This is a genomic window from Streptomyces sp. NPDC046379 (assembly GCF_055587785.1).
Map to the genome: position 1 here is coordinate 1 of NZ_JBVJFP010000038.1, position 18,824 is coordinate 18,824.

Annotated in this window: 19 protein-coding genes and 1 pseudogene; 12 read left to right on the forward strand and 8 right to left on the reverse strand. The window is 68.3% G+C overall.

Annotation, left to right across the window (positions count from 1 at the left end; translation table 11 throughout):
* Nucleotides 1–690, forward strand: a 690-nt coding sequence (locus tag ACZ6KF_RS32915) for an IS630 family transposase (RefSeq protein WP_469241849.1), incomplete at its 5' end; no start/stop codon positions are given.
* A gap of 227 nt (nucleotides 691–917) precedes the next feature.
* Here ACZ6KF_RS32915 and ACZ6KF_RS32920 read toward each other — a convergent pair.
* Nucleotides 918–2,110, reverse strand: a protein-coding gene (locus ACZ6KF_RS32920) for an IS3 family transposase (RefSeq protein ID WP_469160901.1) whose coding sequence is annotated in 2 segments (ribosomal slippage) — nucleotides 918–1,846 and nucleotides 1,846–2,110 — 1,194 coding nt in all. Because the reading frame shifts where the segments join, the coding sequence is not laid out codon by codon here.
* A gap of 270 nt (nucleotides 2,111–2,380) precedes the next feature.
* Between ACZ6KF_RS32920 and ACZ6KF_RS32925 the strand changes: the two genes are divergently transcribed.
* Nucleotides 2,381–2,851, forward strand: coding sequence for a hypothetical protein (locus ACZ6KF_RS32925; RefSeq protein WP_469241851.1), 471 nt, complete (start codon nucleotides 2,381–2,383; stop codon nucleotides 2,849–2,851).
* Here the strand turns inward: ACZ6KF_RS32925 and ACZ6KF_RS32930 are convergent.
* Complete coding sequence (locus ACZ6KF_RS32930; protein WP_469241853.1) at nucleotides 2,823–3,020, reverse strand: hypothetical protein; 198 nt, start codon at nucleotides 3,018–3,020, stop codon at nucleotides 2,823–2,825. The two genes, ACZ6KF_RS32925 and ACZ6KF_RS32930, sit on opposite strands and share 29 nt — an antisense overlap.
* The gene (locus ACZ6KF_RS32935; protein ID WP_469241855.1) at nucleotides 2,981–3,733 is read right to left on the reverse strand and encodes an IS5 family transposase; all 753 of its coding nucleotides are present in this window, start codon (nucleotides 3,731–3,733) and stop codon (nucleotides 2,981–2,983) included. Before ACZ6KF_RS32935 ends, ACZ6KF_RS32930 begins: the two co-directional genes overlap by 40 nt.
* Here ACZ6KF_RS32935 and ACZ6KF_RS32940 point away from each other — a divergent pair.
* Together ACZ6KF_RS32940 and ACZ6KF_RS32945 are read left to right on the forward strand one after the other, a co-directional pair.
* Nucleotides 3,723–3,977: a hypothetical protein gene (locus ACZ6KF_RS32940; RefSeq protein ID WP_469160904.1), complete on the forward strand. Its 255-nt coding sequence runs from the start codon at nucleotides 3,723–3,725 to the stop codon at nucleotides 3,975–3,977. The two genes, ACZ6KF_RS32935 and ACZ6KF_RS32940, sit on opposite strands and share 11 nt — an antisense overlap.
* Before the next feature lie 104 nt (nucleotides 3,978–4,081).
* Nucleotides 4,082–4,468, forward strand: coding sequence for a hypothetical protein (locus ACZ6KF_RS32945; protein WP_469160905.1), 387 nt, complete (start codon nucleotides 4,082–4,084; stop codon nucleotides 4,466–4,468).
* Between the two features lie 456 nt (nucleotides 4,469–4,924).
* On the opposite strand, the pseudogene ACZ6KF_RS32950 reads toward ACZ6KF_RS32945, so the two are convergent.
* From ACZ6KF_RS32950 to ACZ6KF_RS32970, 5 genes and pseudogenes are all read right to left on the reverse strand, one after another.
* Nucleotides 4,925–5,688, reverse strand: a pseudogene (locus tag ACZ6KF_RS32950) (transposase family protein).
* 171 nt (nucleotides 5,689–5,859) lie between these two features.
* On the reverse strand, nucleotides 5,860–7,065 hold the full coding sequence (locus tag ACZ6KF_RS32955; RefSeq protein WP_469179424.1) for an amidohydrolase family protein: 1,206 nt from the start codon (nucleotides 7,063–7,065) through the stop codon (nucleotides 5,860–5,862).
* A 28-nt stretch (nucleotides 7,066–7,093) separates the two neighbouring features.
* On the reverse strand, nucleotides 7,094–8,206 hold the full coding sequence (locus ACZ6KF_RS32960; protein ID WP_469160907.1) for an MAB_1171c family putative transporter: 1,113 nt from the start codon (nucleotides 8,204–8,206) through the stop codon (nucleotides 7,094–7,096).
* A complete protein-coding gene (locus tag ACZ6KF_RS32965) occupies nucleotides 8,206–8,595 on the reverse strand; it encodes a hypothetical protein (RefSeq protein WP_469160908.1) in 390 nt (129 codons plus the stop codon). The genes ACZ6KF_RS32960 and ACZ6KF_RS32965 overlap by 1 nt, the downstream gene beginning before the upstream one ends.
* A gap of 212 nt (nucleotides 8,596–8,807) precedes the next feature.
* Nucleotides 8,808–9,263 (reverse strand): helix-turn-helix domain-containing protein, encoded by a 456-nt coding sequence (locus ACZ6KF_RS32970; RefSeq protein ID WP_469160909.1) that lies wholly within the window; start codon nucleotides 9,261–9,263, stop codon nucleotides 8,808–8,810.
* A gap of 435 nt (nucleotides 9,264–9,698) precedes the next feature.
* On the opposite strand from ACZ6KF_RS32970, the gene ACZ6KF_RS32975 reads away from it, so the two are divergent.
* The 8 genes from ACZ6KF_RS32975 (at nucleotide 9,699) to ACZ6KF_RS33010 (ending at nucleotide 18,577) form a co-directional block, all read left to right on the forward strand.
* Nucleotides 9,699–10,643: a tryptophan synthase subunit alpha gene (locus ACZ6KF_RS32975; protein ID WP_469241857.1), complete on the forward strand. Its 945-nt coding sequence runs from the start codon at nucleotides 9,699–9,701 to the stop codon at nucleotides 10,641–10,643.
* 439 nt (nucleotides 10,644–11,082) lie between these two features.
* Nucleotides 11,083–12,585, forward strand: coding sequence for a helix-turn-helix domain-containing protein (locus ACZ6KF_RS32980; RefSeq protein WP_469241859.1), 1,503 nt, complete (start codon nucleotides 11,083–11,085; stop codon nucleotides 12,583–12,585).
* An 825-nt stretch (nucleotides 12,586–13,410) separates the two neighbouring features.
* Nucleotides 13,411–14,019, forward strand: coding sequence for a hypothetical protein (locus ACZ6KF_RS32985; protein ID WP_469160912.1), 609 nt, complete (start codon nucleotides 13,411–13,413; stop codon nucleotides 14,017–14,019).
* Nucleotides 14,019–14,582, forward strand: a complete 564-nt coding sequence (locus tag ACZ6KF_RS32990; RefSeq protein ID WP_469160913.1) for a hypothetical protein — start codon at nucleotides 14,019–14,021, stop codon at nucleotides 14,580–14,582. The genes ACZ6KF_RS32985 and ACZ6KF_RS32990 overlap by 1 nt, the downstream gene beginning before the upstream one ends.
* 4 nt (nucleotides 14,583–14,586) lie before the next feature.
* Nucleotides 14,587–15,777 (forward strand): MAB_1171c family putative transporter, encoded by a 1,191-nt coding sequence (locus ACZ6KF_RS32995; RefSeq protein WP_469160914.1) that lies wholly within the window; start codon nucleotides 14,587–14,589, stop codon nucleotides 15,775–15,777.
* Complete coding sequence (locus ACZ6KF_RS33000) at nucleotides 15,770–17,155, forward strand: FAD-dependent oxidoreductase (RefSeq protein ID WP_469160915.1); 1,386 nt, start codon at nucleotides 15,770–15,772, stop codon at nucleotides 17,153–17,155. The genes ACZ6KF_RS32995 and ACZ6KF_RS33000 overlap by 8 nt, the downstream gene beginning before the upstream one ends.
* A gap of 84 nt (nucleotides 17,156–17,239) precedes the next feature.
* Nucleotides 17,240–18,016 (forward strand): helix-turn-helix domain-containing protein, encoded by a 777-nt coding sequence (locus ACZ6KF_RS33005; RefSeq protein ID WP_469160916.1) that lies wholly within the window; start codon nucleotides 17,240–17,242, stop codon nucleotides 18,014–18,016.
* A 210-nt stretch (nucleotides 18,017–18,226) separates the two neighbouring features.
* Nucleotides 18,227–18,577 carry a hypothetical protein gene (locus ACZ6KF_RS33010; protein ID WP_469160917.1) on the forward strand — a complete coding sequence of 117 codons (351 nt, stop codon included), beginning with the start codon at nucleotides 18,227–18,229 and terminating at the stop codon, nucleotides 18,575–18,577.
* Nucleotides 18,578–18,824 lie beyond the last annotated feature (247 nt).

Consider the following 18,824-nt stretch of genomic DNA (forward strand, 5'->3'; position numbering starts at 1 on the left):
CGGGCCTTCGGCCTGCAGCCACACCGCACCGAGACGTTCAAGCTGTCGACGGACCCATACTTCGTCGACAAGGTCCACGACGTGGTCGGCCTCTACCTGGACCCGCCCGAGCGGGCCTTGGTGTTCTGTGTCGACGAGAAGTCGCAGATCCAGGCCCTGGACCGGTCCCAGCCGGTGCTGCCGATGATGCCCGGCGTCCCGCAGCGGGTCACCCACGACTACGTGCGCGCGGGCACCACCACATTGTTCGCCGCACTGGAGGTGGCCACGGGGAAGGTGATCGGCTCTCTGCACCGCCGGCACCGGGCCGAGGAGTTCAAGAAGTTCCTGATCAAACTCGACCAGGAGATCCCGGCAGACCTGGACGTGCACCTGGTGCTGGACAACTGCGCCACCCACAAGACGCCGGCGATCAAAACCTGGCTGCTGGCTCACCCCCGCTTCCATCTGCACTTCACGCCCACCGGCTCGTCCTGGCTCAACCTGGTCGAGCGGTGGTTCGCCGAGCTGACCAACAAGCAGATACGGCGCGGTGTGCACAAAAGCGTCCAAGCGCTGGAGAAGGACATCCGCACCTGGATCGCCGCATGGAACACCGACCCCAAACCCTACGTCTGGACCAAGCCCGCAGACCAGATCCTCGAACGTCTCGCCAGCTATCTGAATAGAATTCCTGACTCAGAAGACTAGGCCGTGTATCGAAAGCGCTGTTCGTCGTGCTCATCGGTGGCTGGATACGTGAGTCGGGAGTGTCGCGCGCCACCTCTCCAGGCGCGTAGTTGAACGCGTTCAAAGGGTCTGGCAAGGTGGCTTCCCGCAGCCCCTTCCTGTCGATTGACCGACGCGGGCTGGGGGCGGGAGGAACTGCTGCACGAACTGAGCTGCCCCGAGTTTCGTAGAGTCCGACCTTGATTGGTTCAGGCGGACTGCGGGGTTTGCTCCTGACTGCGCCAGAAGGCTTCCTCGTACTCGGCCGGCGGTACGTAGTCGAGCGCGGAGTGAAGACGCTCCTCGTTGTACCAGGTGATCCACTGGAAGATCGCCCGCTCGACCTGGTCGACGTCCTTCCAGGGTCCCTGCACCTCGATCAGTTCGGCCTTGAAGGTGCCGTTCAGCGCCTCGGCCATCGCGTTGTCATACGAGTCCGCGACCGACCCGACGGAGGCAGAGGCGCCGATGTCTGCAAGCCGGTCGGTATACCGAATTGATACGTATTGCGACCCGCGACCGCTGTGATGTATCAGTCCGGAGTCCTTCTTGATCCGGCGCCGCCAGAGCGCCATCTCCAGGGCGTCCAGAGGGAGCTCGGTCCGCATGTCGTTCGCGACCTGCCAGCCGACGATCATCCGCGAGTACACATCCAGGACGAACGCCACATACGCCCATCCCGACCAGGTGCGGACATACGTCATGTCCGCGACCCACAGCTGATCGGGCCGGGAGGCGGTGAAGTCGCAGTCGACCAGGTCCGGCGGACACGGCGCAGACGGTTCCGGAAGCGTGGTCCGACGCCGCCGGCCACGGATGACGCCCTCCAGGCCCAGCTCGGCCATCAGCCTCTCAACGGTGCAGCGGGCCACTCCGTGACCCTTGCGCCGAAGTGCGCGGGTGATCCGGCGGGCGCCATAGGTGCCGCCCGACTCCGCGTGGACCTCCTCGACCAGCGGCATGAGCTGCTCGTCCCGGAGCCGGCGGGCCGACTTCGGCCGCTTCTTGCGGGCGAAGTAGGTCGACGGCGACAGTTCCAGCACCCGGCAGACGGGATCGACCCCAAGGCCCCTCTCGCGCAGGTGGTCGATCACCTGCTCGGCCTCGTCCGGGGACGGTCGATCTCCTGGGCAAAAAACACCGAGGCGGCTTTCAGGATCTCGTTCGCCCGCCGCAACTCCGCTACTTCTTTCCGGAGTTGCTTCAACTCGTCCAGCTCGGCGGTGGCGAGCCGGTCGTCCCGCTCGCCGCGGTCGGCCTCGGCCTGGCGGACCCAGCCTCGCAGGGCCTCCTTGTGGATGCCGAGGTCCTTCGCGACGTGCGCGATCGGGCGGCCGGTATCGCGGACCTCGCGGATCGCGCGCTCCCGGAGTTCGTCCGGGTATTTACGTGGTGCAGGCATGGTGCTCCTGGATCTCCTTCGCCAGGATCGTAACCCTGGCATCAGGGACTCCACGAAACGCAGTGCAGCTCACCCGACCACCGAGAGATCACCCGAACAGGAACCCTGTTCGACTGATCAAGCCTGCCGAACGGTAATCGGATGGCGTCTCCAGACGCCTTCCGCTTTCCGAACGTGATCGTTTGGTTCGGGGTGGGTGGGCATGAACTCCGGCTTGCGGCGGGAGGGATGGGCGTGGTTTTCCGTTCGTCTGGCTCGTGGAGGTGGCTGATGCCGTCGGTGCTCGGTCTGCTGGAGGCCCGGGAGAAGAAGGTCCGGGAAGAGGTCGCGCGGCTGCGGGAGGAGGCCGAGCGGGTGCAGGCCGCACTCGGAGAGGCGGAACGCACGCTTCAGCGTCTTGCGGATGCTCGTATCACGGTGGCCGAGGTGCTGGCCGAGCCTGCGCGTGCGGTCGTGGAGCCGGTGGCGAGCGCGGGGGCGGGGGCAGTGGTGCCGCGACGGACCGAGGAGATGACGGCGTCGGCCCTGCCTGCGGACTACCGGCGGATCATTTCCGTGCTGGAGTCGGAGGCGGGCCGTGAGGGGATGCGCTGCCAGCAGCTGGCTGCCGCCCTGGGGCTTGAGGTGGTCCCGGCGAAAGTCGAGGGACTCCGGTCGAAGGCGAAACGCCTGGTGGAACCAGGCTGGGCGCTTCAGACGCGGCCGGGAGTGTTCACCCCGCTCGGGACGCCGGCCGGCTGAAGGCGCCGGACCGGCGCCCGGCCAGGCGGCCGCTCATGAGCATGGTCATCGACCACAGCACCATCGCCTCGTGCATGGCGGGCAGCGTCTCGTAGTCGCGCACCAGGCGACGCGAGCGCATCAGCCAGCTCAGCGTTCTTTCCACCACCCACCTGCGCGGCAGCACCACGAACCCCGTGGTGTCGTCAGAGCGTTTGACGATCTCGAGGTTGAGGTGGAGGTTCTCGGCCGCCCAGTCGAGCAGGCGCCCCGCATACCGTCCGCCCAGACAAGCCGGACGGAGAAGTAGAGCCTGCGCAGCCGCTCCAGCAGAGGCACTGCGGCGTCCCGGTCCTGCACGTTCGCTGCGGTCACCGCGACGGCCAGGACCAGGCCGAGGCAGTCCACCACCAGGTGCCGCTTGCGGCCGCCCACCCTTTTGCCGCCGTCCCAGCCGGTTGTGGAGCGTGGGATGTTCGCTGCTGCCCGCACTGACTGCGAGTCCACGACGGCGGCCGTCGGGTCCACGTCGCGGCCCTCCTTCTGGCGCACTTTGTCGCGCAGCCGGTCGTGGAGCTCGGCGAGCAAGCCCGTCACCTGCCAGCGGCGGGCGAACGCGTGCACCCGCCGGTACGGCGGGAAGTCACTGGGCAGGTTCACCCACTTGACGCCGTTGTCGACGACATAGCGGACTGCGTCCAGCATCACGCGGTGGCAATAGCCCTCCGGCCGCCCGCCCCGTCCGTGGAGCCACGCGGGGACCGGCAGCAGCGGCCGCAGGACCTGCCACTCCGCCTCCGTCAGGTCGGAGCCGTAACACCGCACCCGGTCCGGTCCGTCCGCCGCGTTGCCGAACCTGTGCGCGAGACAGTCACACGCAGGAGACGGCCCGTTGGACTCCACGGACGCAAGCGAGACAGACTGCAACAACAGGGCCTCCTGGTACTGCTCGGTCGGGATCGCAACCCCGAGCTACCAAGAGGCCCTGCCGCTATGCCCCTGCGGTGACCCGGAATCCATCCACGGTATCGTCACCGCCGGCAGGTCCGAGGCGGACAACGGCGCGCCCAACCCGTCGATGAAGTCGTTCCCCCCGGAGATCTCCGGCGCCCGGCTCTACGCCAACGCCCTGGAGCGCGCCCTGTAGGAGCTGAAGGACAGACCACCTGCCGGTCATCGTCCGCACCCGTCCGTGGGCCCCGACGCAATGTGTTGGGGCCCATCGGCCTGCGAAGAGCGAGGATTCCCGACATGCGGTACGTACGATTCGTCAAAGGCGCCGTCACCGTCGTCGTCGCCACTGCGGCCTGCCACACCCTCATGTCCGCCGGCTTCGCTTCGGCACGCGAGAGTGCGGCCGGAAGCGACGAGGTGTTCGCCGGCGCCTTCCAGTTCCTGCTCACCACGGCCGCTTCCTGGGCCCTCATGCCGCTGCTGCTGCGGGCCGGCATGCGAGTGATGGGCGAGGCCGGCAACGTCGTGCTGGTGGTCGTCGGCGGGTTGGTCTGGGTGGGGTTGTCCGGGTACTTCACCGACGACATCGACCGCCCGGGCGGGCACATACCGGTGCTGGCCCTTGCCGCATACGTCCTTCTCGGGACGGGGCTGGCCGGGATCGGTCCGGGCCGCCGCGGCTGAGGCCCGGGCCGTGTCCGAGCTCTGGGAGGTCACTCGCGGGAAGCTCTCAGGCGTTCCCCCCTGCCCGGCGACCGCCTCCGCCCTCCGCGCTCACGGCGCCGGCGCGTAGGCACGGGTCCTGACCTCCGGGTGGTCGCGGCCCTCACCGCCCGGCCGGCCACCGCATCACGCGGCAAGCGACGCGGGCCCGGACCCGGCTTCCAGGGCATCACCGCCCGGTAGCCGGCGCCTCAGCGGCGGCCCGTCCTGCCGAGCGTTCCCGCGGCAACCGCGATGGCGGGCTGCCCATGCGTCGTGTCCGCCTCCAGGCGTCACACCGGCAGCAGGCGGCCGGCGCGCCCGCCACAAGGGGATCATCCGGCTGATGCGCGAGTACGGCACCGTCGGCTTCCGCCTGCGCAGAGACAAGCGCACCACGGTACGGGACCACACCGCGCCACTGAGCCTTTTCCATCCTCACTCTGAGCTGGCCAGATGCAGGGCGAGGACGGCCTGGACGAGGCTGGTGATGCGGGTGGTCGAGCACCGGAGCCTGCGGAGGAGCCGCCAGGCCTTGATGGTGGCCATGGCCTGCTCGACGAGTGCGCGGATCTTCGCGTGGGACCGGTTGACGGCCTTCTGACCGGCGGAAAGGGTTTCCCAGCGGCCCCAGTAGGGGTGCGGACGGTTCCGCCGGAACCCCGATATGCCTTGTCCGCCCAGCACTTGATGTCGGCCGCGGCAAGGGCGTCGACGATGCCGTGCTCGCGGGCCGCGCGGACATCGTGGACGGCGCCGGGCATGACCGGCGAGGCCCACAGCAGCCGGCCGAAGGGATCCGTGAGGACCTGCAGGTTCATCCCGTGCTTCTTGTGTTTCCCGGAGTAGAAGGGCCGGTCCGCGGCGATGCGGTCGATCGGCAGGAGTGTGCCGTCAAGGATCACGAACGCCTTCGTCGACGCGACCCGGATCGCGTCGGCCAGGGTGGGCGCGAGGCCTGCCAGGAGTTCGACAGCCTCGGTGGCATACCGGTAGGCGGTCGTGGTTCCGATACCGAATCCGGCCGCGAGCTGGGCATACGCGTGTCCCATCCGCAGGTGGGCGAGTGCGAGCAGGGCCTGGCGGCCGGGGTTCAGACGCCTCCAGCGGGAGCCGATCGCACGACGGTGCTGCCGCAGACGGGCGGACAGGAAGCGCAGGGCAGAGCTGGACACGTCGACGCCCGACGGGTAGACGAGCATGCGAAGCCTCTGGTGGAGACGGTTCTCTTGGTCGAAAACCCATCTACCAGGGGCTTCACCACGTTGTCAGCGCAACCGGCTTGCTTCTGCTGCAAGTTGGAAACAGCTCACTGACTCCATATTGCCGCTATATGCCCCTTTTTATTAATTCTCCACAATGGAGACTATGGCTTACGGAAAAGAGTCGGAGGCATTCGGAATGTACGGGCGGCCGTCCTGCATCACCAGGTATACCTGGCGCAGTGCCTGCAAGTCTTCGAGGGGGTTGCCCCTCACTGCCAAGAGGTCGGCACGGAGACCCGGGCGGAGCAGGCCGGTGATGTGAGCGATGCCCAGTGCCTGTGCCGCACTGTGCGTGGCCAGGCCGATGATCTCAGCGGGCGGGCAGCCGATGTGCTGGAAGAACTCGAGGCTGGAGATGAAATCGTTGAAAACGGCCCGGCTCACCCCTGCATCCGTGCCGGCGATGAGCTGCACTCCGCTCTCTCGCATCCGGCGCAGCGTGCCGAACATGGCCTCGGCTCGTTCAGGGCCGAAGCGCTGGGCGAATCCGCGCCAGTCAGGGCTGGCGGCCGGGCACACTGCGATGCCCTTCGCAGCGATGGCGGCGATCAGTTCTTCCCGGACGTCGAATCCGTCCCGTGCCATCCAGGTGCAGTGCTCGATGGTGTCCACCCCGGCGGCGACCGCAGCGGCGATTCCCTCGGTGCCGTGGGCGTGTGCGGCAACGGGCAGTCCGGCACGCCGTGCCTCCTCGACCACGATGGCCAGTTCCGTGGCGGTGAACTGTGCCGCCCAGATCGGAGGGCCGCCCTTGGTGATGCCGCCTCCAGTGGCCATGACCTTGATGACATCGACTCCGCGCTCGATGTTGCGGCGGACCGTCTCCCGGATGGCCTCGGCGCCGTCGGCCTCGCCGCCGAGGAACCAGCAGTGGCCGCCCGGAGCGGTCACCGGCGTACCGGCGGCGAGGATGCGCGGGCCGGGGACCTCACCCCTGGCGATGCTGTCCCGCAACCGGGAGGCGAGCCCGTTGCGGTCTCCGAGATCACGCACGGTGGTGACACCGGTGTGAAGCAGTTGAAGCGCCCGGTCGGCCATACCGCGGCTCAGCTCCGCATCGTCCATGTGCTGGAGGGATCCGACCGGGTCCGGGCCGGCGTCAAAAGCAAGGTGCACGTGAGCGTCGATCAGCCCCGGCAGGAGCGTTCCGTCCGGATAGTCGAACCTGGTGGCGCGGTCCGGAGCGCGAGCCTCGATATCCGCCCGGGGACCGGCGTCCGCGATGGCGCCATTGCGGACCAGCACGGCTCCATCATCGATGTGGCGGCCGCGCGGGCCGAGCAGCACGCGTGCCGCCGAGATCAGGGTGTCCACTCGTGTTCCTCCTGGTCGGGGCTGGGACTTACAAGTTGTCCGAGAGAAGCGCGAGTTGACGGACGTCGTCCTCCAGGCCGCCACTGTCGGGGACGGCAATGGGGGACGCTTGCTTGGGTACGGGCTGCTGGGCCCTGTAGGCCTGCAGGGCTGCGTGGAGATGGCGTGCGGCCTTTTCGGGAGCAACCGGTTCCTGGCTGCCGTCGGCGATGAAGTGGGCGAGGTAGGGGCTGATCCGGACAAGGCCGTCCCGACACTCGATGACACGCCGGTAGTAGCGGCGGTGCACTGCTTTGGGACTCATGGAGTCGAGCCAGGTCTCCGAGCGGGTACGGTGGAGGGAGTCTTCGGGGAAGGCTTGGTGCAGCGCGCTCCAGAGGGGCTCCAGGCGCCGATACATCCGCCGGTGGTGCCACCACAGGCGAATGCCCGCCCAACGGGTCACGACCGCGGGGTAGATCACCCCGAGGACGAAGAGCGGGATGGCGAGGTCGAGCATTAACTTGACACTGGCGATGAGCGGGTGGGGGATGTCCGTGCCGAGCCATCGAGCCAAGGTGAGGACCTCGCGGACGGCCGCTGCTGCGACCATTGCGCCCAGGGCGGCCGCCACCATCCACAGGCCGATCGCCAGCGACCGGCGTGACACACGTGCATAACTTACGGCCCACCGCAATGCCGCGCTGAGGGCATAGGCGAGGTACAGGCCCCCCGCCAGGTAGAAGACGGCGACTGCGGTGATGTGCATGCCCGCCGTGGCGTAGGTGTGGTCCCGCTCCGGCCTCGGCGTGGCCAGCATTGCCAGGGCCATGACGAACAGAGCGGCGCTCAGGGGCACAAGCCCTCTCCGTGCCCGGCTGCGCCCTTCGGGTCTGTCCGCAACCGCGTGTATGAAGAAGCACTTGAGGAAGTAGACAGCGAACAGCAGGCAGAAGTTCTGTAGGAACTTCGCGACTCCCTCATCGGTGAGGTCGTCTACCAGTCTGGCGCCGCCAGCGGTACCGAAGGGGTAGGACAGCGTCGCGCACAGGATGCATAAGAGGACCGATTGAAGCAGTTTGTCAGTCGGGGCGTTGGCGAACTGGCGGATCTTCCACGCAAGCGCCACGCAGAGCACGGCTCCGAGCAGAACGGAGAGCATTACAGCCACCCCTGTCGATCACTGAGCGCGGTCTGGACTCGGCGTGCTGAACGGTCCTCCAGTGCGGGGGGCGTGATGCGGTCGAGCACCGAAGCCCATTCCAAGATGATGGTTGCGACCAATTCGGCTTCGCGTTCCTGCTCGGTGTCGTAGGACGTGCGTCGCAGGGCCCGCCGGATGGAGTCGGGGGAGACGCCTGGCAGGGCGGTGTCCCAGGCGCTGCCGTTGACTTCGCCGATACGGTGGTCGGCCACGATGTGACCGACTTCGTGGAGGATGATGTGATCTTGGTGGGCCTTGCTTGTCTCCCGCTGGAAAAAGATGTAGTCGCTCGTCTGCGAGGCGATCCACAAGCCGAAAGGGCCCGGCACAGGGAGCGGGTAGGGCATCAGGCGAATCGGGCGGCCGCGATGCTCCCCGAGGAGCCTGCAGAGTTCGTCGACCCGCAGCGGAGGCCTGATCCCGAGGGAGCGCAACAGACGCTTGCAGTGTTTCCGTAACGAGCGCTCATTCAAGGGAAGACTCCGACCACCGTCCTTACCGACCGTTAGCGATCATCATCCAACAGTGGTCATCGAGTCGATAACCAGAACATTTCCGGTCAATCTTCCGCATTCTCGCTGGCGCTTTCAGCCTGCTCGAGCCGATAGATGACGTCCAGTAAGTCCATCACCTGCTTGCGATGCTCGGGAGACAACTGTCCCGCACGCATGGCCATCAGCTTTACCTCGCTGCTGCGAGTCTCGTCGTGGAGGCGGGCCTGCTCGGAGGCGAGCGCGCTCAGCTGCTCGGCGATTCGGTCCGTCGTGGCGTCATCGACGAAGTAGGCCGCGGGTACGCCGAAGTACTCGGCCAACGCCTGGAGGTGCCTGAGGGTGGGGTTGGTCTTCCTGCCCTTGCGGAGCTGCCAGATGTAGCTCTGGGAGATGGAGACGCCGGCGGCCCTGATGGCGGCTGCGACATGTTCGTTGCTGTACTCGCGCGCCGGCTCCGGCCTGACGGTCGCGAAGAGATGGTTGAGCTTGTCGGCAAGGCTGTGAGCTGGGCCCTCTGACATGCCGCCTACCTCGCTGCCTGGATGTGACTTCCACCTGTGTGAAGACGCACGACAGCCATACTCTCCAAGCTGGTTGAAGACCGTCAACTCCTCGGCTACCGTACGGGACGCCACGGTTGCAACTGAGAAAAAAGTATATGATTAAACGAAATCGACGCGAGTCGAACCGCCATCCAGCCCTGCGCTGATATGAGCCCCGCCCGGCCGGCGAGCATGCACTCCCAAGGGGGCGGCACCTTGGCCCCGCTGCGTGGAAGCCAAGAGGCGCCCAAGGGGAAGGAACGCACGGATGAAGCACACCGCGAGCCCGGACACCACCGCTGCATACGGCACCCGGCTCACTGCACTCATGTATCAGTGCACGAGCTACCGTCGTTTACCACGGGTGCTTACTGGAATTCCTTACCAGGCAGGCGCAGTTGGCTGGTGAAACGGATGGCTGCCCCACCGACTGCGACTCCGGCGGACCGGCTGAGTGCGGCATTCGAACGCACCGGAAGAGCCGGACGGGCCGCCCTGATCGGCAGCCTTCCGGCCGGTTACCCCAACATCGAGGACAGTATTACTGCACTGTGCACCCTGAGCTGGCACGCCGACATCCTCGCCATCGGATTACCCGCAGAGGATCCAGCGCCTCCTGCGTCAGGCGCCTGGCAGAAACCCCCGGCAACCCTCGCCACCGCCATCGAGATCCTGGACAAGGTGGTCAGGAGCACCAACATCCCAGTGGTACTGGTACCGCAAGGGGAATCCATTGCCCGGCACAGCGCCGGCCTCACAGCAGCCGCCCTCGCTGCCGCCGGCGCAGCGGGCATAGTCCTGCCCGACCTGTCGCCGGCCAGTCCAGAGGCCGTCCGGTGGGCGGAGGCCGCTGCCTCGCACCGGCTGGCGACCGCCTTCCTCGCCGGTCACGGCCAGATCACCGAAGCAGCCCAGGCTTCGACCGGATGGGTCCACCTCCCCGTCGTCACGGAACCTCCGGAGTTCGCAGGGGTCCTCGACCTCGCGGACTTCCACCGCCGCGTCGACCGCCTCAGAGAACTGACCGCTGCCCCCCCTATGCGCGTGCGTCGGCGTCACCAGCCCCGAACGTGCTGCAGCGGCAGCGTTTGGACTCGACGGCGTCGTCGTCGACTCCGCCTTCCTCCAAGCCCTCCACCCCATCTCAGGGAGGAGGGACGGCATCATCCGACTCGATCGCTGCGCCGCCCGCTTCGCGACTGCTCTGCGCATGGTTCCTGGCGGTCGGCGACGTACAGCACCGCTCCCGCGGTGACGGGCCGCCAGCAGCCGTTAGCCGCTGACGGCCCGTCACGGCCGTGCCTTAACCGCGTGATCACTACCGGCCCGCGAAATGGGGCAGGGCGGAGGACACGATGATGTAGCCGCCGCGGCGGCGCCTCTAGCCGAGGCCTTCACCGCCCCGGGCCGCTCAGCTCCCAGGTGATTCGCACCCACCCGGGCTCAGCACCCGTCTGCCACCGGAGAGGTCACACCCCCTCCGAAGGGACTGCCCGCCGGGACTGCCCCCGCCGAACAGTCCAACCTCAGTTCTCCCAGAACCAACCAGCACCCCCGAAGAGGGCTGCTGTGCCCACCTGCACCGCGGAGGTGTCGTCATTTTGCATGACCTGCGGCCGGTCCGCCAGGTTCAACATGGCCGCCTGCTCCGACTGCCTTCGGATCGGCTGCGGAGCCAGTCAGCCATGGCCGACGTCACGCGGCATGGCTGCTCCGCTTCTGCGGCTGATCGGCTGTCCACCGGCGGCCTGGTCCGCGGTACCCGGGAGGATCTTGCCCTGGCTCTCCGGGCGGGCCTGTGAGCACCGTGGCGGCACCGGCCGCCGCGGTGGTTCCTGCTGCACGCCCGTCGGCCGATGACGTCGGCGCGGTCGCCGCGCTGCCCGGCCTGTCCGTGCCGGAGGCTCGGCAATGGCTGCCGACATCGACGGGCCGGATCGCGCCGGACGGCTACAGCTGGATGCAGGGCGTGCACTGGGTCGCTGGCTCAGGGTTGTACGAGCCGCGGCGACACCGGTCGCACGGGCCGCGCTCGTTCGGGCCGATGACGGTGTTCATCGCGCAGCTGCTGGCGGAGCTGTCGCCGTGCCGTCCGGGAATTGAGTACCTGATGCGCCGCACCGACTTGACGAAGCGGGCGGTGCAGAACCACCTGCGGATGCTCCGGGAGACCGGGCTGCTGGCGTGGGAGGCGCGCGGGACGCGGGTGAGCGGTGAGCGGGCGCAGGCGTCGGTGTACGCCCGGGTGCTGCCGCCTGAGTTCGACGCCGCGCTAGGGGTCCGTACGTCTGGCGAGGGCACCGGGCGGCGGATGACGGGAATCGCGGAGTCCGGCCGGAAGCTGATGGCGCGCCTGGCGAAGAAGGCGTCCCGGAAGGTGCGGCGGCCGCGGTCGGCAACGCTCTCGAGGACCGCGCCGAAGGGTTCCCGGAAGGGATCTTCCGAGGCGCCTGAGACTGCTTTCTCAGCGGAGTTCCGTTGCACCCCAATGAGGGGTGGTTCCTCTACCGGTCTTTCTCCGGGTGATACTTCCTTCCCCCCTGAGGGCAAGCCCGCCAGCGGGCAGCGCAAGCCCTCCGCCCCGAAGGATTCCAGGGCAGGGGCCGGTGAGCGCCGGAAGCTGAACCGCGTCGGCCGGCGCTTCCAGCTCGCCCGGGAGCTCACGCAGGAGCTGGACTGGCTGCGCGGCTGCTCGGTGCCGCGGATCGCCTGGGTGGCCCGGAACGTCGCTGATGCCGATTGGACCGTGACCGACGTTCGCGCCTGGCTGCACTTCCGCCGTGGGGACGTCACCCGGGTACACCGGGGCTCCGGCCTGCTCGCTGCGCTGCTGGCCAGTGCGGAGAACATCCTGGACACCCCGGAGAAGCGCGCCAAGGCGGTGGAGGACTGGCGCGCAGCCCAGGCAGCGGCCCGCCGGAACCGCATCCAGCAGGTCCGCGCCCGCACCGAGCGGTTCGGCGGCGATTGGCAGGCCCCGTCCAGCCGCGCCGTCCGACGCGAGGTGAAGGCCGCGTTCGCACAGGTCAGCCAGGCGGCAAGCGGCGACGGCCACCACGGCCAAGACAACGCCGCCGATGACCAGGGCGCACCGCTGGAGCTGAGCAGGCAGGAGCGCGAAGACCTGCGCGCCGCCGCCTGGGGCCAGCTCATGCGGGGCGAGACGGACCTGGTCACCGGGGCCGTCAACGTCATGGACCCCGAAGCCGCGGAACGCGTATACGGCGCGGACCTGGTGCGCCGCGCCCTGCAGCTGGCAGGCGCCGCCCGCAGCTCACTCACCACCATCGACCACCGGTAGGAGACCCAGATCACGGGACCGCCATGCCTGCGGAGCAGGCCCGCGTGAACGGCCACGAGCTGTCCGGCTTTATCGGCGGCTCATGACAGCAGTCGTTCACGGCTGCGGGAGGCGCCTGCCGCGCCCGGGCGCCGATGCCGACGGGAACGGGAGGCGCCCGCCGGAGCCCGGCAACGGCGCGGCGGCGGCTGCCGCCTACGCCCGGAGCCAGCGCTTTCGCCCCGGGCTCCGGACGGGCGACGGAGGGCTCCCTCCCGGTCGCCACCGAGCTGCCGCCCGAAGCCATGGACGTCCGGCGCGGGCACTGCCCTCCCGCACTGCTGCCGAAACGCTGCTCTGTGATGTGAGCAGAGCCGTCGCAGCGGGCCCGCGAGGTGCCGGGAGCCAGCGCCGCCGGGCTGCGGCTGCGCATGTGACCGGGTGCCGCCTGCTTGGGGGTAAGCGGGCGGCACCCGGAGCTGGTTTCAGCGGTGGGAGTCGGCAGCGCCTGTGATGCGCAGGGCCACCGCACTCCACCTCATCGGACTACCGGACGTACGGCAAGCCGCAGAGTGCCGGCGCCGGTTCGCCTTCCAGTGACCGAAACGCCGGGCACCCGTTCTTCCAGGGGCTGGAAGAGGGCGGTTTCCCGGAACGGACGCGACTGCCGCTGAGTCAGACCGTATGTGCCCTGGCCGCCGGCAGAGGTGCTGGCGGATGTCGGCACTTTGAGCGCATGGATTTGGCCAGAATGCTTGCCGGTTCGCCAACTTTTGTTGTCGCGTGTCACGGCGGAGCCGTACTCTCCTGGCACTCGTGTTCACCCCCCATGCAATCGGAGTACAGGTGAGCAGTCTTCCGTCGTTGTCCCGCACCCTCGACATGCTCGACAGACTGCTGGCGGAGCAGCAGGTCGACAGGGACGAGGCGCTGAAGGTGGAGGAGCTGGCCTTCAGTACGGCCCTGCCCAGTGCCACCGTCCAGGCGCTGCTCAACCGTGAACCGGTGCCCCAGGACACGGTCGAGGAACGGGTCTGCGCGCGCATCGCGGCCCTTACCGCTTCGTACGTCGGCGTCACGGGTAAACGGCCTGCCGACGTCCGCCGGGAGGTCGCCGCCGCCATGGGGCGCTCGCCCGAGTGGGCGCGGCAGGTCCTGGCGGGCCAGAAAGTGCCCAATCTGACGGACTTCCTGGCACTCCGCCGCTACTTCGCGCAGACATTGGACATCGGCGCTGACGAGGAGTTCTTCACGGCCCCTGCGGACATGGCTCTCAGCAGGGCCCTCCAGCCCCTCGTGGACCGGCTCGGTGGTCACGATCCGCTGCAGGTCGCGCTGGCCGAGCTGGGCGTTCACAGCCTCGACTACCGTGCCGGAGACCTGTCGGACAAGCAGAGGGAGCTGCTCGCCGAATTCCTGCGCGCCGTGGTCCCGCCGCGCGAGGGGGAGCAGTGATGTTCACAAAGCGCAGCAGCCTGAAGCACTTTCTCGGTGAGCTGGCCGCCGGCGCGGCCGAGCGCCTGGAGCGGCCTGCTGAGCCCGAGGCCCTGATGCGCGCGCTCTGCGGCAGCGCCGGCGCGCAGCTGGGCACGCCCGTGGACCTCAAAATCGCCCCGTTCCCCTCGGCGTCCGGCACCTCGGGGCTGACGCTGTACTTCAACGACGGCAGCGCACTGGTCCTGGTGGAACGGCGCACCGACCCCGAGCACCAGCTCGTCATCCTCGGGCACGAGCTGTGGCACCTCAAGCACGGCCACTGCGCACGCTCCGCCGACGGCCCGGTCGCTGCGGCGCGGTCGCTCGTCAGCGACGACGAGCTTCCCTGGGACGAACTCCTGTCGATGGCTACCCGCTCGCCCTCCCGCCACATCGATGAGACCAACGCCGACGATTTCGGCCTGCTGCTATCGGTGAAGTTCCGGCACTGGCTGACCGGCCCGTACGCCACGGGCCCCGTCACCCAGCGCACGGTGGAAGGACGGATAGGCGCCTGCCTCAACCCGCGCACAGGGCTGTGATCCTGTGGACCTGTCGCCTCTGCACATCCCGTACGCCTTGCCGATCACCCTGCTCGTGCTGGCGTTCATCGTGAAGTTTCCGACCCTCATGCGGGCGTGGCGGGACACGGACGTCCGGGCGACGATCCTGCTGCTGTTCCTGGCCGTCGCTGTGTTCATCACCATCACCCCGGTGAACATCCAGAAGATCAACCGGCTCACCGGGATCACGAACGTCGCCGCTCCATTGGCCTACAGCCTGCTCACCGCGTTCTTCGCATCCAGCCTGACGATGACGATCAGCTGGAAGGAGGAGCCCACCCCGCGGCGCCGGCGTATCCTGCGCGCCGTCTGGGCGATCTACGCGGGCATCATCGCCTTGCTGTGGATCACGTTCGCCTTCGCCGAAGCGCCGGTTGAGCGGATCTACGACCTCGACACCTACTACGCGAACACCCCGTGGATGCGGGAGCACATCCTGCTCTACCTGATCGCGCACGCGGTGTCCGGCGTTGTCGCCGCCGGAATGATCTGGACGTGGATCAGCAAGGTGTCAACGCCCTCGCTCCGTGCCGGCCTGGTGTTCCTCCAGGCCGGGTACACCTTCGGGCTGCTCTTCGACATCGCCAAGTTCGCGGCCATCGGCGCCCGGTGGACCGGACGTGACTGGGACTTCCTGAGCACGAACGTCGCCCCTCCGTTTGCGCTGCTGGACGCCGTCCTCGTGGCGATCGGCTTCATCCTCCCGCAGGTCGCCCCGCCGCTGGCCAGCTGGTATCGCGACCTCGTCACCCACTGGCGCCTTGGACCTCTCTGGCGCGCCCTGCGCCCCCTCGACCTCGTCCCCGCGCCTGTACGGACGAGGACGACCGACTCACTTTCCCGCCGCCTGATGAACCGCAAGAAGGACATCCACGACAGCCTGCTGCGCCTTGGCCCTTACTACGACAGCTCCCTCCGGGCCGCAGCGCACAGGGCCGCCCGGCAAGCCGGGCACCCCGAGGACCGAGCCCGCGCCATCGCCAGCGCCGTCGCCCTGCTCGCAGCCGCCGACGTCTACGAGCGGTCACCACCCGGACAGGACCGGGAGGACCAACCCATCAGCAGTGACCTGGAAAGCCTGATCAGCATGGCCCGCGGGCTGCGCCGCCGACAGGCCACCGAATCCGTCCGCCGCCACCTGACCGACAGAGGAAGCCTGACCCCACATGCCTGACACTCGCTCCCCGCGCCGCTGCGCCGTCGTCATAGGCGGCGGTTTCACAGGCATGCTGGCCGCCTCTGTCCTCGCCGACTTCACCGACGTCACGGTCATCGAACGCGACGAACTGCCCGCCGGGTCCCATCCACGCAAGGGGCTGCCCCAGGCCCGTCATGCCCACCTGCTGTGGTCCGGCGGTGCGGCCGCACTCGAGGAACTCCTCCCCGGCATCGGCGACACGCTCGTGAACCGCGGCGCCTGGCGCGCCGAGATCATGAGCGACCTCGTCTCCAGAGCACCGTCCGGGCCATGGTTCCGCCGGTTCAAGACGCCCACGGTCAACCTCGTGTGCTCACGGGACCTCCTGGACGCCACCGTCCGCGCCGAAGTCCTCAAGGACAGCCGCATCACGGTCCGGCAGCACGCCGAGGCCATCGGCCTGGAGGGCACCGCCTCCCGCATCACCGGCGTCCGGATCCACGCCGGCGGCGCCGAGGACGTCCTCCCCGCCGTCCTGGTCGTCGACGCCGGCGGCCGGGGCAGCCGCGCCACCACATGGCTGGACGGCCTCGGTGTCCCGGCCGTACCGGGACGGACCGTCGACGCGGGCGTCGTCTACGCCAGCCGGATATACCAGGCACCCGCCTCGGGCAGATTCCCGATCGTCAACGTACAGGCCGATCCCAGCCGCGCCCCCGGGCAGGGGGGCATCATCCTGCCCGTCGAAGACGGCCGCTGGCTCGTCACACTGTCGGGCACCCGTGGCGGCGAACCCACATCAGACCCGGATGCCTTCGTCACCTTCGCCAAAGGGCTGCCCCACCCCGTCATCGGCGAGCTGCTGGAGCACGCCGCCCCCCTGACCGATCCCGTGCTCTCCCGCAGCACGGCCAACACACGGCGCTTCTTCGAGAAGGCAGCCGAATGGCCGGAAGGGTTCGTCGTCGTCGGAGACGCCGTCGCCGCCTACAACCCGGTCTACGGGCACGGCCTGAGCGCTGCCGCCCAGTGCGCCCTGGCCATCCGAGAGGTGCTCTACAACCAGGGCGTGAGCGCCTTGGGGGCCGCTCGACGTATGCAGCAAGCCGTCGCCCGTCCCGTGGGCAACGCCTGGAATCTGGCAGTCGGCCAGGACGTGCTCTACCCGGGCGCCGCCGAGGAGGGCCCCACAGCAGTCGACCGACTCGGAGCCGCACTGGTCGACCGTGCCGTGGACGCCGGCGCCCGCAGCCCGCACGCACAGCGCCACCTCCTGGAGGTCATGAGCATGAGCAAACCACCGACGAGCCTGCTCTCGCCCGCCATGCTCTACCACATGCTTCTGGGCAGGAAACGCCCCCACCTCGACGGACCGCCGCTCTCCACCGCGGAGCGGGCAGCCCTCCGCGGCTGACGGCAGCGGACAGGACCACAGCAGGCCACAGGGGACCCGTGCGTACCACTTCAGGGCCTCGCCAATCGTGAGGGGGAACTCACGTTGCTGCACCTCGTTGACGCCTCGTCCGACCGCACAGGCGGTACCGTTGCGCGCACCATGGCCGTCTTGAGAGCCCTGGCCCGGCTCGGTCCCGGCGGACAGCCACTGGCCGCCGTTGCCGAGTCTGCGGGCCTTCCGGCATCGACCGCTCACCGTTATCTGCAAGCCCTGGTGCGGGACGGCACCGTCGAACAGCAGGGCCGGCGCGCTCGCTACGCACTGGTCGGCATGCTGCCCGGTGCCCCGCCCTCCCCGGCGGCAGTGCACTCGCCGCCAGCCGGCCAGACCTCGCCCGCGGTAAGGGCCGAGCTCGTCAGGCTGCAGTCGCGCACCGGTCAGATCGCATACGTGTACCGGCCTGATGTGTTCGGTACTCCGATTCGGGTGTGCATAGACCACGCATACGGGGCTCACGGTGATGAGTTGTTCACCCTGCCCGACGGCATGCTGAAGGCCCTGGACTGCGCACCATTGGAAGCGGACGCCGCAGGCCTCGCCATCCTGGCTTGTCTCGGCCCCGCAAACGCCGCCAAATCCGGCGCAGCCCGTGTCCGCGAGGAAGGCCACGCGGTGACCCCCGCCCTCCTGCCGGGCCGCACCATGATTGCGGCGCCCCTTTGGTACGGCTCGGCAGTCGCCGGATCCGTGGCGCTGGTCGCAGCGGACACCCAGATGGGACGGACGGCTGTTCGAACTCGATACATCGCCGCGGTGATGGATTCGGCCGCGGCGATGAGCGGGCATCTGACCCGCGCGGCCGGCCGGTGGGCAGGCTGACTGCCTCGTCCAGCTCTGATCAACGGGTGTTTCCTTCATGTCCTGGTGGTTGCTCACAGCCTCGTGGCGCCTGCCCTTCGCCTGGTGCCTGCGCGGCGATTGCAATGCGCATAGCCGCGGGTGCAGTTGCGCCCCGCGGCCTCGAGAGCGGAGCTCTGCGGCGTCCGCGGGCCACAGGCGCCGAAGCGCCGCCGCGGCGGGTGCGGCCCGATGAGCTTCCCCGGACGGATCAAACGCGGCCCGATGGCAGCCGATGTCTTGCGACGGCAGTTCACGCAGATCCACAACGCGGTGTTCCGTGATCCCTGCATGAGTTTCAAGGCAAAGGGGATCTTCGGCTTGATCAGCACGCATGTGGACGGGTACGGCGTCTCCGAGGAGTCCATCTCTGCCTGTTCCACTGACGGCTTGTCGGCTGTCCGATCCGGCCTGAAGGAGTTGATCGCCCTCGGCTATCTGCAGCGGCGGCGAGAGCGCAACGAACTGGGCCAGCTCGGTGAGTCGGAGTACTTCATCACCGACATTCCGGAAGGGCTGTCGATCATCCTGTCTCCCGGATAGGACGTACCGAAAGAAAGCCGCAGGCCAGAGCCAACATGTGAAAGTCCCACCTTGGGTACCGACCGGAGAACGCTCAGCGCAGAGCCAACATGCGGTCCTCCTCGGCTGGACAGGCCACGGTTGGATGATCCAAGCGTGGGAAATCACCCGCATAACTGATCATTTCAGAATGAGTTTTGGTTCAGGGCTTGGCAGTTGGGCTGGCGGGCGGCAGAGTTCTGCGGGTGTCGGATGATCTTGTGCCTGA